General features: G+C 71.7%; 12 protein-coding genes and 1 pseudogene. 7 read left to right on the top strand and 6 right to left on the bottom strand.

Going from position 1 to position 10,652, the window contains the following annotated elements:
• Window positions 1-151: 151 nt before the first annotated feature.
• From ACIY1X_RS11440 to tsaE, 3 genes are all read right to left on the bottom strand, one after another.
• A complete protein-coding gene (locus ACIY1X_RS11440) occupies window positions 152-457 on the bottom strand; it encodes a glycine zipper domain-containing protein (protein ID WP_399680646.1) in 306 nt (101 codons plus the stop codon).
• 167 nt (window positions 458-624) lie between these two features.
• A complete protein-coding gene (locus ACIY1X_RS11435) occupies window positions 625-2,064 on the bottom strand; it encodes an N-acetylmuramoyl-L-alanine amidase (protein WP_399680644.1) in 1,440 nt (479 codons plus the stop codon).
• A 61-nt stretch (window positions 2,065-2,125) separates the two neighbouring features.
• Window positions 2,126-2,650 (bottom strand): tRNA (adenosine(37)-N6)-threonylcarbamoyltransferase complex ATPase subunit type 1 TsaE, encoded by a 525-nt coding sequence (gene tsaE, locus ACIY1X_RS11430; protein WP_399680642.1) that lies wholly within the window; start codon window positions 2,648-2,650, stop codon window positions 2,126-2,128.
• 12 nt (window positions 2,651-2,662) lie between these two features.
• On the opposite strand from tsaE, the gene queG reads away from it, so the two are divergent.
• Window positions 2,663-3,721: a tRNA epoxyqueuosine(34) reductase QueG gene (queG, locus tag ACIY1X_RS11425; RefSeq protein ID WP_399680651.1), complete on the top strand. Its 1,059-nt coding sequence runs from the start codon at window positions 2,663-2,665 to the stop codon at window positions 3,719-3,721.
• On the opposite strand, the gene ACIY1X_RS11420 is transcribed toward queG, so the two are convergent.
• Window positions 3,708-4,622, bottom strand: coding sequence for an AEC family transporter (locus ACIY1X_RS11420; protein ID WP_399680640.1), 915 nt, complete (start codon window positions 4,620-4,622; stop codon window positions 3,708-3,710). The genes queG and ACIY1X_RS11420 overlap by 14 nt on opposite strands.
• A gap of 136 nt (window positions 4,623-4,758) precedes the next feature.
• Here ACIY1X_RS11420 and ACIY1X_RS11415 point away from each other — a divergent pair, with 136 nt between their 5' ends.
• The 4 genes from ACIY1X_RS11415 to ACIY1X_RS11400 all read left to right on the top strand — a co-directional run bounded on the left by ACIY1X_RS11415 (window position 4,759) and on the right by ACIY1X_RS11400 (window position 8,082).
• Window positions 4,759-5,736 (top strand): tripartite tricarboxylate transporter substrate binding protein BugE, encoded by a 978-nt coding sequence (locus ACIY1X_RS11415; protein ID WP_399680639.1) that lies wholly within the window; start codon window positions 4,759-4,761, stop codon window positions 5,734-5,736.
• A 201-nt stretch (window positions 5,737-5,937) separates the two neighbouring features.
• Entirely contained in the window at window positions 5,938-6,843 is a 906-nt protein-coding gene (gene xerD, locus ACIY1X_RS11410; RefSeq protein WP_399680638.1) for a site-specific tyrosine recombinase XerD, read from the top strand.
• Window positions 6,818-7,606: a DUF72 domain-containing protein gene (locus ACIY1X_RS11405; protein ID WP_399680637.1), complete on the top strand. Its 789-nt coding sequence runs from the start codon at window positions 6,818-6,820 to the stop codon at window positions 7,604-7,606. The genes xerD and ACIY1X_RS11405 overlap by 26 nt, the downstream gene beginning before the upstream one ends.
• Window positions 7,603-8,082 carry a MaoC family dehydratase gene (locus tag ACIY1X_RS11400; RefSeq protein ID WP_399680635.1) on the top strand — a complete coding sequence of 160 codons (480 nt, stop codon included), beginning with the start codon at window positions 7,603-7,605 and terminating at the stop codon, window positions 8,080-8,082. Before ACIY1X_RS11405 ends, ACIY1X_RS11400 begins: the two co-directional genes overlap by 4 nt.
• On the opposite strand, the gene ACIY1X_RS11395 is transcribed toward ACIY1X_RS11400, so the two are convergent.
• Complete coding sequence (locus ACIY1X_RS11395) at window positions 8,048-8,869, bottom strand: ferritin-like domain-containing protein (RefSeq protein WP_399680633.1); 822 nt, start codon at window positions 8,867-8,869, stop codon at window positions 8,048-8,050. The genes ACIY1X_RS11400 and ACIY1X_RS11395 overlap by 35 nt on opposite strands.
• A 51-nt stretch (window positions 8,870-8,920) precedes the next feature.
• Here ACIY1X_RS11395 and ACIY1X_RS11390 point away from each other — a divergent pair, with 51 nt between their 5' ends.
• Window positions 8,921-9,445, top strand: a complete 525-nt coding sequence (locus ACIY1X_RS11390) for a gamma carbonic anhydrase family protein (protein ID WP_399680631.1) — start codon at window positions 8,921-8,923, stop codon at window positions 9,443-9,445.
• A gap of 5 nt (window positions 9,446-9,450) precedes the next feature.
• Window positions 9,451-10,437 (top strand): Hsp33 family molecular chaperone HslO, encoded by a 987-nt coding sequence (locus ACIY1X_RS11385; protein ID WP_399680630.1) that lies wholly within the window; start codon window positions 9,451-9,453, stop codon window positions 10,435-10,437.
• 10 nt (window positions 10,438-10,447) lie between these two features.
• On the opposite strand, the pseudogene ACIY1X_RS11380 reads toward ACIY1X_RS11385, so the two are convergent.
• Window positions 10,448-10,652, bottom strand: a pseudogene (locus tag ACIY1X_RS11380) (ATPase); the annotation flags it as partial.

Genomic DNA, 10,652 nt, shown 5'->3' with positions numbered 1-10,652 from the left:
GGTTCCGGCGGTCAGGTCCGCCATCTCAGCACGCCGTTACGTGCACCCCGGAGCGTTGCGGATTCTATGCAGTGCGCACGGCGGGCGCCACAAAAAAGCCGCCCACCCGCCAAGTGGGATGGACGGCAGCCGGTGTTTCCGACGCCTTGCCTCAATAGCGCGGGCCGTTGTTCGGGTAGTAGCTCGGGCTCGGCGGGTAGTACGGCTGCTGGTACTGCTGCTGGTTGTAGTAGTTGCGCTCGTCGATGTTCCGGCCCACCTGGTTGCCGATGACGCCGCCGATCGCCGCGCCGCCCAGCGTGCTGCCGGTGTTGCCGCCGATCGCATGGCCCACCGCCGCGCCGCCCAGTGCGCCGATGCCGGTGCCCAGATTCTGGTTGGGACCGCTCGCACAGCCTGCCAGCGCCACGACCGACGTGGCGGCCGCTGCGGCGATCCAGAGACGTGTATTGATCATGAGGTCCACCTTTCAGGAGTGATGACCTCATCATGCGCAGCCCGCCCGGCCCCCCGTGTAGGAACCTGCCGCTGCCGCCTGTGCGACGCCCGGGAAGGCGCTGTGTGCGCCCGTGTGCCGTTCGCACGGGCGTGACAAATGAAAGGAAATGCAGCGCTTGCGCGGGGTCAGAGCTGCCTGCTGCGGGCCAGTGGCGGGTTCTGCGCGAAATAGCGCAGGATGCCGCGCATCAGCGCGTCGGCCAGGTCCTCCTGGTAGGCCGTGCTGCGCAGGGCGGCCTCTTCATCGGGGTTGCTGATGAAGGCGGTCTCCACCAGCACGCTGGGGATGTCCGGCGCCTTGAGCACCGCGAAGCCGGCCTGCTCGACGCGGGGCTTGTGCAGCCGCGCGCCGATGCCCTTGATCTCGCCGAGCATGGCGGTGCCGAGCTTGAGGCTGTCGTTGATCTGCGCCGTGGTGCTCATGTCGAACAGCGCGCGGCGCACCTGCACCTCGTGCTCGCCGAAGCTGACGCCGCCGATGCGGTCGGACTGGTTCTCCTTGTTCGCCAGCCAGCGCGCGGCGCTGCTGGAGGCGCCGTGCTGGCTGAGCGCGAACACGCTGGCGCCGCGCGCGGCCGGCGTGGTGAAGGCGTCGGCATGGATGCTGACGAACAGGTCGGCCTGCACGCGCCGCGCCTTCTGCACGCGCACGTGCAGCGGCACGAAGAAGTCGGCGTCGCGGGTGAGGAAGGCGCGCATCGGGTTGCCGCCGACGCTGGACTTGTTGATGCGCTCGCGCAAGCGGTGCGCGACCTGCAGCACGATGTCCTTCTCGCGCGTGCCGCGGGGGCCGATGGCGCCCGGGTCCTCGCCGCCGTGGCCCGGGTCCAGCGCGACGATGATGATGCGGTCGGTGCGGCTGGCGGTGGCCGTCACCGGCGGCGGGCGCGTGACGGCGGTGGACGGCGTGGCGGGTACGGGCCGCGCGGGCGCGGCCGCCACCGGCGGCAGCGGCGCCGGGGCCGGCGCGTCGGGCGGCACCGGCCGCATCGACCGCCGCGCCATCAGCTCGCCCAGCGGGTCGGCCGGGGCCGCGGCCGCCGGCGGCTCGCCCGCACGCGCAGCGGCGCTGCCGGTATCGCGCAGGCGCTCGGCGATCAGCGACTCCAGCGGGTCCACCGCCTGCTGCGGGTACAGGTCCAGCACCAGCCGGTGCTTGTAGGCGGCCACCGGCGCCAGCGAGAACACCTGCGGCAGCACCGCCTGCTTCAGGTCGAAGACGATGCGCACCACCTCGGGCGCGTTCTGGCCGACGCGCAGGCCGGCGATGTACGGGTCGTCGGGCTTGACCTTGCCCACCAGTTCGCGCAGCGCCGGGTTGAGCTGGATGCCGGTGATGTCCACCGCCAGGCGCGGCGGGTTGCCCACGACGAGCTGCTGCGTCTGCAGCCGGCCGTCGGACTCGATGGTGATGCGGGAGTAGTCCTGCGCCGGCCACACGCGCACCGCGACGATGGTGGCGCCGCGCGCGATCTCCGCCGTGCCCAGCAGCAGCACCAGACTGCCGGCCTGCAGCAGCCGGCGCCGCGCGGCGTCCTGCGAAAGAGGAGGGCGCCCCCGCCTCATTGGATAACCTCCGTGCTTCGCACTGCGGTGCGAGCCCCCTTCGGAGCGGCCGGGCGGGGGCTCATGCGCGGCCGTCCATCAGGTCCAGCAGAGCGCGGCCCTGGGCGGTATGGGCGGTCAGCGTGACGCTGCGGGTGTCGTCGTTGTCGCTCATTGCTTCTATTTTAATAGCGATGTCCTCAACGGGAATGCGCCCCGCGGCATTGCCGGGCCATTCGGCGAGTTTCAGCCCCGGTCCGGCGAAGATGTCACGGAAGCCCGCGTCGTCCCATTCGCGTGGATCGCCGAAGCGGTAGAAGTCGAAGTGGTGCACCTGCAGACCGCCGGCGGCGGTGTGCGGTTCCACGACGGCGTAGGTCGGGCTCTTGATGCGGCCCTGCACACCCAGCGCGCGCAGCAGGTGGCGCACGAAGGTGGTCTTGCCCGCGCCCAGGTCGCCGTGCAGCGCGATGAACAGGTCGCGCAGCGCGCTGCGCTGCGCCATCGCGTCGGCGATGCGGTGCGCGAAGGCGGCGGTGTCCTCCTCGTCGCGCCATTGCGCGCGAAGGGGCGTTCCTAAAATCGGCGGGTGGTCGTCGGCACTCAACTCGTCACTCGGATCCGTGCATGGGCGCGTGAGCTGGGATTCTCCCAAATCGGCGTCGCGGGCATCGATCTGTCGAGCGCCGAGCCGGGGCTGGCGCGCTGGCTGGCCGACGGTTTCCACGGCGACATGGACTACATGGCGGCCCACGGCATGCGCCGCGCGCGCCCGGCCGAGCTGGTGCCCGGCACGGTGAGCGTGATCACCGCGCGCATGGACTACCTGCCGCGCGACACGCCCGGGGACTGGCAGCGCGTCGAGTTCCAGCGCCTGGCGCGGCCGGGCGAGGCGGTGGTGTCCATCTACGCCCGCGGCCGCGACTACCACAAGGTGCTGCGTGCGCGGCTGCAGAAGCTGGCCGAGCGGCTGGCGGCGGAGCTCGGCCCCTTCGGCCACCGCGTGTTCACCGACTCGGCGCCGGTGCTGGAGGCCGAGCTCGCCTCGCGCAGCGGCCAGGGCTGGCGCGGCAAGCACACGCTGGTGCTGGACCGCGAGGCCGGCTCGACGTTCTTCCTCGGCGAGATCTACGTCGACCTCGCCTTGCCGCCCAGCGAGCCCGTCACGGCCCACTGCGGCAACTGCAGCGCATGCATCGACATCTGCCCGACGCGGGCCATCGTCGCGCCGCATCGGCTCGACGCGCGGCGCTGCATCTCCTACCTCACGATCGAGCACAGGGGCCCGATCCCCGAGCCGCTGCGCGCGCCCCTGGGCAACCGCATCTACGGCTGCGACGACTGCCAGCTCGCCTGCCCCTGGAACAAGTTCGCGCAGCGCAGCAGCCTGCCCGACTTCGACGCGCGCGAGGAACTGGCCGGCAGCACGCTGGCGCAACTGTTCGCCTGGGACGAGCCTGCCTTCCTCTCGCGCACCGAAGGCAGCCCGATCCGCCGCATCGGCCACGAGCGCTGGCTGCGCAACATCGCCGTGGCCCTGGGCAACGCGCTGCGCGCCGGCGAGCCCGGCGCGGGCGAGGCGCTGGCCGCGCGGCGCGACCACCCGAGCGCGCTGGTGCGCGAGCACGTGGCCTGGGGCCTGGCGCAGGCGCCGCGCGCTGCCTCTACCGCAGGCTGAGCGCGAAGGGCAGGCTCGCCATGCCCAGCAGCGTCGACAACGTCACCAGCCCGGCGACGAAGGGCCCGTTGTAGCCCATGCGCGCCGCCAGCACGTAGGCGCTGGAGGCGGTGGGCACGGCCGAGAAGGCCAGCAGCACGGCGGCCTGCGCCGGCGCCAGGCGCAGCAGGTGCGCCAGCGCCCAGCCCACCAGCGGCAGCAGCAGGTGCCGGATCGACAGCACCGATACCGCCAGCGCCTTGCCGCGCGCCAGGCTGGCGAACTGCATGCCGGCGCCGGCCGCCATCAGCCCGAGCGGCAGCGAGGCACCGCCGATGCGGTTGAAGGTGGGCGTCAGCCAGGCGGGGATGCCCAGGCCCAGCAGGTTCGACAGCAGCCCCGCGGCGGTGGCGATGATGAGCGGGTTGCGCACCAGCTGCCCCAGAAAGCCCGCGCCGCCGTGGCGCGCCATCGGCCACACGGCCGCCACGTTCATCAGCGGCACGCACACGCCGATGAGCACCGCGATCAGCAGCAGTCCCTCGGCGCCGGCCAGCCGCTCGGCCATCGTCAGGCAGATGAAGGAGTTGAAGCGGAAGCCCACCTGCGCGCTGGCCGCGTGGTCGCGTCGATCGATGCGCCCGCGCAGGCCGGGCAGCCAGGGCAGGGCGTAGGCCATCGCGATGCCCGCCAGGCTGACCCCCACGCCGCCGACCAGCAGGTGCGAGGTCACGCCGAAATCGATCGGGCTGCGCACGATCGAGTGGAACAGCAGCACGGGAAAGAGGAAGTAGTACACCAGGCTCTCGACCTGGTCCCAGACGCGGCGGTCCAGCGCGGTGAAGCGGCACAGCAGCCAGCCGCAGGCGATCAGCGAGAAATCGGGAAACAGCAGCTGGGCATAGTTCACCCGATCGAGCATAAACCGGCCCACCCTTGGGTAATCCAGGGCATGGCGCGGCCCGCGGAGCCGCTAGCATGCGGCCTGCATCGCACCTGGCTCCCGGGTGCGTTCCTTTTTCTTCCCGTTCTCCAACCTCTCACAAGGAGCTTCGACGATGCAACGTCGCCAATGGACCGCTCTGGCGGGCGCCACCGTGCTCGCCACCCTGGCCGCAGGCCCCGCCTGGGCCCAGAACTACCCGGACAAGCCTATCGAGCTGCAGGTGCCCTTCGCGCCCGGCGGCACCACGGACATCATCGCCCGCGTGGTGGGCGACCCGCTGGGCAAGACGCTCGGCCAGCCGGTGGTCGTGATCAACAAGGCCGGCGGCGGCGGCGTGGTGGGCGCGGCCGAGACGGCGCGCGCGACACCCGACGGCTACAAGCTGGGCGTGGCCACCGTGTCGAGCACGGCCGCCAACCCGGCGATCAACCCCAAGATCCCGTACAACCCGATCACGGACTTCACGCCCATCATCAACATCGCGGCCACGCCCAACGTGATCGCGGTGAACCCCAGCTTCCCGGCCAAGGACTACCAGGCCTTCATCGCCGAGCTGAAGAAGAGCCCGGGCAAGTACTCCTACGCCTCGTCGGGCACGGGCGGCATCGGCCACCTGCTGATGGAGCTGTACAAGAGCATGACGAACACCTTCGTCACGCACATCCCGTACCGCGGCGCCGGCCCGGCGCTGAACGACGTGGTGGCCGGCCAGGTGCCGATCATCTTCGACAACCTGCCCTCGGCGCTGCCCTTCATCAAGGCGGGCAAGCTGGTGCCGCTGGTGGTGGCCGCGCCGCAGCGCCTGAAGGACCTGCCCAACGTCCCCACCTTCAAGGAAGTGGGCCTGGAGCCCGTCAACCGCATGGCCTACTACGGCATCCTCGGCCCCAAGGGCCTGCCGAAGGACGTGGTCGACAAGATCAGCGCCGGCACCAAGAAGGCGCTGGAGGACCCGGCCGTCAAGAAGCGCATCGAGGACACCGGCTCCATCATCGTGGCCAACACGCCCGAGCAGTTCGCGGCGCAGATCAAGGCCGAGTTCGAGATCTACAAGGAAGTGGTGAAGAAGCAGAAGCTCACCCTGGAATAAAAAGGCCCACCCCCAGCCTGCGCGGACTTCGTTCCGCTACCGCACCCCCTCGAGGGGGCACACGCCGCGGCCCGGCAAAGCCGGTTCCGCGCGTGTCGCTGGCATGGCCTGCTCCGCGGCCTCTTGATCTGGCAACGGGTTAGAGTTTGCGGGCCATCGGAGCCGCCTTCGGGCGGCTTTTTCTTTTGCTATCGTCAAGCGATGACCGACGCGGCCGCCGCCACGCTCCCCGAGATCGACGAGTTCATCGACGCGCTGTGGCTGGAACACGGCCTGGCGAAGAACACGCTGGCCGCCTACCGGCGCGACCTGGCGCTGCTGGGCCAGTGGCTGGCCGGGCGCGGCCGGCCCCTCGATGCGGCGCAGGAGAGCGACCTGCAGGCCTACATGGGCGCACGCCTGGCCGAGAAGGGCAAGGCCACCTCGGCCAACCGCCGGCTGACGGTCTTCAAGCGCTACTACCGCTGGGCCGTGCGCGAGCGCCGCATCGCCGCCGACCCGACGCTGCGGCTGGTGCCCGCGCGGCAGGCGATGCGCGTGCCCAAGACGCTGAGCGAGGCGCAGGTGGAGGCCCTGCTCGCCGCGCCCGACATCGACACGCCGCTGGGCCTGCGCGACCGCGCCATGCTGGAGCTGATGTACGCCAGCGGCCTGCGGGTGAGCGAGCTGGTGGCGCTCAAGGCCTTCGACATCAGCCTCGCCGACGGCGTGCTGCGCGTGCTGGGCAAGGGCAACAAGGAGCGCCTGGTGCCCTTCGGCGAGGAGGCGCGGCGCTGGATCGAGCGCTACATGGCCGAGGCGCGGCCCGTCATCCTGGGCGGCCGGCAGACCGAGGACTTCTTCGTCACCGCGCGCGGCGCCGGCATGACGCGCGCCATGTTCTGGGTCATCGTCAAGAAGCAGGCGCATGCGGCGGGCATCCACATGCCGCTGTCGCCGCACACGCTGCGGCATGCCTTCGCCACCCACCTGCTGAACCACGGCGCCGACCTGCGCGCGGTGCAACTGCTGCTGGGGCACGCCGACATCTCGACGACCACCATCTACACCCACGTCGCGCGCGAGCGCCTGAAGCAGCTGCATGCCGCGCACCATCCCCGTGGCTGACGATCCCGGCCTGCGCGTGGGCTGCGCCGGCTGGAGCCTGCCGCGGGCGCTGTGGCCGCGCTTCCCGGCCGAGGGCAGCCACCTGCAGCGCTATGCGGCGCGCTTCGGCGCGGTGGAGATCGACACCTCGTTCTACCGCCCGCACCGCACCGAGACCTATGCGCGCTGGGCGGCAGGCACGCCGGCGCATTTCCGCTTCGCCGTCAAGCTACCCAAGGCGATCACCCACGACGCGCGGCTGCAGGCCGCCGACGCGCTGCTCGGCGACTTCATGGGCCAGGTGGCCGGCCTGGGCGACAGGCTCGGCTGCCTGGTGGTGCAGCTCGCGCCGAGCCACGCTTTCGACGCACCGGTGGTCGACGGCTTCCTGACCACGCTGCGGCAGCGCCATGCGGGCGCCGTCGCGCTGGAACCGCGCCATGCCTCCTGGTTCACGCCCGAGGCCGAGGCGCTGCTGTCGCGCCACCGCGTCGGGCGCGTGCTGGCCGACCCGGTGCTGCACGCCGGCGGCGAGCGGCCCGGCGGCTGGCCGGGGCTGGCATACGTGCGGCTGCACGGCAGGCCGCGGGTGTACTGGTCGGCCTACGACGACGCGCTGCTGGCGCGCCTGGCCGCGCGCCTCGCGCTGGCCCGCCGCGAGGGCGCGGCCTGCTGGTGCATCCTCGACAACACCGCCGCCGGAGAGGCCGTCGGCAACGCGCTCACGCTGCAGGCGAAGCTGGCCGGCCTGGCGCACCCGCCCCGCAAGGAGACATCTTCATGACCGCTGCCCGCCCCGACACGCTGTACCTCGAAGACCTGCAGGTCGGCGACCGCTTCACCAGCCCCGAGCACGCGCTGGACGCAGCGCAGATCGTCGCCTTCGCCCGGCAGTTCGACCCGCAGCCCTTCCATCTCGACGACGAGGCGGCCCAGGCGACCTTCTTCCGGGGCCTGGCGGCCAGCGGCTGGCACACCGCCGCGCTGACCATGCGGCTGCTGGCCGAGGGCGGCCTGCCGCTGGCCGACGGCGTGATCGGCTCCGGCGGCGAACTGGAATGGCCGCAGCCCACGCGCCCCGGCGACGTGCTGCGCGTGGAGACCGAGGTGCTGGAGATCGTGCCCTCGCGCTCGAAGCCCGGCCGTGCGCTGGTGCGGGTGCGTTGCGAGACGCGCAACCAGCGCGGCGAGGTGCTGCAGCGCTTCTCGCCGCGGCTGGTGGTGTTCAGCCGGACAGCGCCCGGAGTTCGTCGTCCGTGAACCCGGCGCGCGAGCGCGCCTCCAGGTTGAAGGGAGGCTTCAGGCGCGGCGCCTCGTGCCGGCGGTACAGCACGCGGTAGTGCGCCAGCGGGTCCAGCCCCTGGCGCTCGCACAGCCAGCGGTACCAGCGGTTGCCCACCGCCACGTGGCCCACCTCGTCGCGCAGGATGACGTCGAGGATGCCGATGGCCTCGCGCGCGTCGGGCGTGTCCACGCGGCGCAGCTTGGCCTGGATCAGCGGCGTGGCGTCCAGGCCGCGCGCCTCCAGCGTGCGCGGCACCAGGGCCATGCGGGCGGTGGCGTCGTCCTTGGTCTTCTCGCACATGCTCCACAGCCCGTCGTGGCCCGGAAAGTCGCCATAGCGCCAGCCCATGCGCTGCAGGTGGCCGTGGATCAGCGTGAAGTGCAGCGCCTCCTCGTCGGCCACGCGCAGCCAGTCGCAGTAGTAGCCGGCCGGCATGCCGTCGAAGCGCCACAGCGCGTCCAGCGCGAGGTTGATCGCGTTGAACTCGATGTGGCAGATGGAATGAATCAGCGCGGCGCGGCCCTCGTCGGTGAAGGGCGAGCGCGCGGGCACCTCCTTGGCCGGCACGCGCACGGGGCGCGCCGGACGGCCGGGCACGTCGGCGTCGTCGCCGGCGGCGCGCACCTTCCGGCACCAGGCTTCGTCCGCCACGGGCCCGGCCGCCACCCCGGCCGCGAGCGCGCGTGTCGCGGCCACCTTGTCCGCGGGGTCGGGCAGGCGAAGGGCCTCCAGGGCACGCAGACGGGGATGAAGGGGGTGCATGCCTAGAATTCTAGGAATCCCCCACATCCACCATCCCACGGAGACGAACACATGGCCCTCTACGAACTCGACGGCGTGGCGCCGCAACTCGGCGAAGGCGCCTGGGTGGCCGACAGCGCGCAGGTGATCGGCAACGTGAGGATGGCCGAGGACAGCAGCGTCTGGTTCGGCGCCGTGCTGCGCGGCGACACCGAGACGCTGACCATCGGCCGCAATAGCAATATCCAGGATCTCTCGGTGCTGCACGCCGACGTCGGCTGCCCGCTGACCATCGGCGAGAACGTGACGGTCGGCCACCAGGTGATGCTGCACGGCTGCACCATCGGCGACAACTCGCTGATCGGCATCCAGGCCGTGGTCTTGAACAATGCCCGCATCGGCCGCAACTGCATCGTCGGCGCCGGCAGCGTGGTGACGGAGGGCAAGGAGTTCCCGGACAACTCCCTCATCATCGGCGCGCCGGCCAAGGTGGTGCGCACGCTGGACGACGCGGCCGCCGAGAAGCTGCGCCAGAGCGCGGAACACTACGTGGACAACGCCCGACGCTTCGCGAAGGGCCTGAAGAAGATCGGCTGACCCCCTTGAGCGAACTGCACACCTTCCTTTTCGACGGCCTGCCGGTGCGCGGCATGCTGGTGCGCTTGGACTCGGCGTGGCAGGAGATCCTTGCGCGGCGCGCCTCCAACACGCACACCGGCGCCTATCCCGAGCCGGTGGCCGAGCTGCTGGGCGAGATGGCCGCCGCCTCGGTGCTGATGCAGTCGAACATCAAGTTCCAGGGCTCGCTGATCCTGCAGGTCTTCGGCGACGGGCCGGTCAAGCTGATGGTGGCCGAGGCGCAGCCGGACCTGAGCGTGCGCGCCACGGCCAGCGTGGTGGGCGAGGTGGCGTCGGATGCGCGCCTGCCCGACCTGGTGAACGTGGGCAACAAGGGCCGCTGCGCCATCACCCTGGACCCGAAGGAGCGCCTGCCCGGCCAGCAGCCCTACCAGGGCGTGGTGCCGCTGTTCGGCGACCGGGGCGAGAAGCTCGGCCGCCTGTCGGAGGTGCTGCAGCACTACATGCTGCAGAGCGAGCAGCTCGACACCACGCTGGTGCTGGCGGCCGACGCCAAGGTGGCGGCCGGCCTGCTGATCCAGCGCCTGCCGCTGGCGGGCACCGCCAACCTGGCGGGCCGCGCCGGCGAGCGCGACGAGGACCACATCGGCCGCAACGAGGACTACAACCGCATCGCCATCCTGGCCGCCAGCCTGACCCGCGAGGAACTGCTGACGCTGGACACCGAGACCATCCTGCGCCGCCTGTTCTGGGAAGAGAAGCTGCTGCGCTTCGAGCCGCGCACCGGCATGCTGGGCCCGCGCTTCGCCTGCACCTGCAGCCGCGAACGCGTGGCGAACATGCTGCGCGGCCTGGGCGAAGCCGAGGCCAAGGACATCCTGGCCGAGCGCGGGCAGATCGAGGTGGGCTGCGACTTCTGCGGCAAGCAGTACCGCTTCGACGCGGTGGACGCGGCGCAGCTGTTCACCGCGCCCGGCGGGCAGGTGCCGGGCAGCAGCGTGGTGCAGTAGCTGCTGCCGCTCAGCCGCCCCTGCCGGCGATCAGGTCGGTGAAGAGGCGGTGCTCGCAGCGCGGATCGGAGCAGCGCTCGCAGCCGCCCGTCCGGCCGCGCGCGGCGGCGGGATCGCCGGGCGCCGCATCGTCGATGGCGCCAACCCGGCGTTCGATCGCGCGCCAGGCGCCGGCCAGCCGGGCCGCGGCATCGCGGCCGTGCACCACGGCGTAG

This window comes from Xenophilus sp. (assembly GCF_044462705.1).
In the GTDB taxonomy this organism is placed as follows: domain Bacteria; phylum Pseudomonadota; class Gammaproteobacteria; order Burkholderiales; family Burkholderiaceae_C; genus Xenophilus; species Xenophilus azovorans.
The sequence above is the reverse complement of the archived record's forward strand: the minus strand, read 5'-3'. Positions and strand labels throughout refer to the sequence as shown.

Excerpts from the sequence above, each read along its gene's own strand:
- ACIY1X_RS11440 (WP_399680646.1), bottom strand. The coding sequence starts at position 457 with ATGATCAATACACGTCTCTGGATCGCCGCAGCGGCCGCCACGTCGGTC.
- ACIY1X_RS11435 (WP_399680644.1), bottom strand. The coding sequence starts at position 2,064 with ATGAGGCGGGGGCGCCCTCCTCTTTCGCAGGACGCCGCGCGGCGCCGG.
- ACIY1X_RS11420 (WP_399680640.1), bottom strand. The coding sequence starts at position 4,622 with ATGCTCGATCGGGTGAACTATGCCCAGCTGCTGTTTCCCGATTTCTCG.
- ACIY1X_RS11415 (WP_399680639.1), top strand. The coding sequence starts at position 4,759 with ATGCAACGTCGCCAATGGACCGCTCTGGCGGGCGCCACCGTGCTCGCC.
- xerD (WP_399680638.1), top strand. The coding sequence starts at position 5,938 with ATGACCGACGCGGCCGCCGCCACGCTCCCCGAGATCGACGAGTTCATC.
- ACIY1X_RS11405 (WP_399680637.1), top strand. The coding sequence starts at position 6,818 with ATGCCGCGCACCATCCCCGTGGCTGACGATCCCGGCCTGCGCGTGGGC.
- ACIY1X_RS11400 (WP_399680635.1), top strand. The coding sequence starts at position 7,603 with ATGACCGCTGCCCGCCCCGACACGCTGTACCTCGAAGACCTGCAGGTC.
- ACIY1X_RS11395 (WP_399680633.1), bottom strand. The coding sequence starts at position 8,869 with ATGCACCCCCTTCATCCCCGTCTGCGTGCCCTGGAGGCCCTTCGCCTG.
- ACIY1X_RS11390 (WP_399680631.1), top strand. The coding sequence starts at position 8,921 with ATGGCCCTCTACGAACTCGACGGCGTGGCGCCGCAACTCGGCGAAGGC.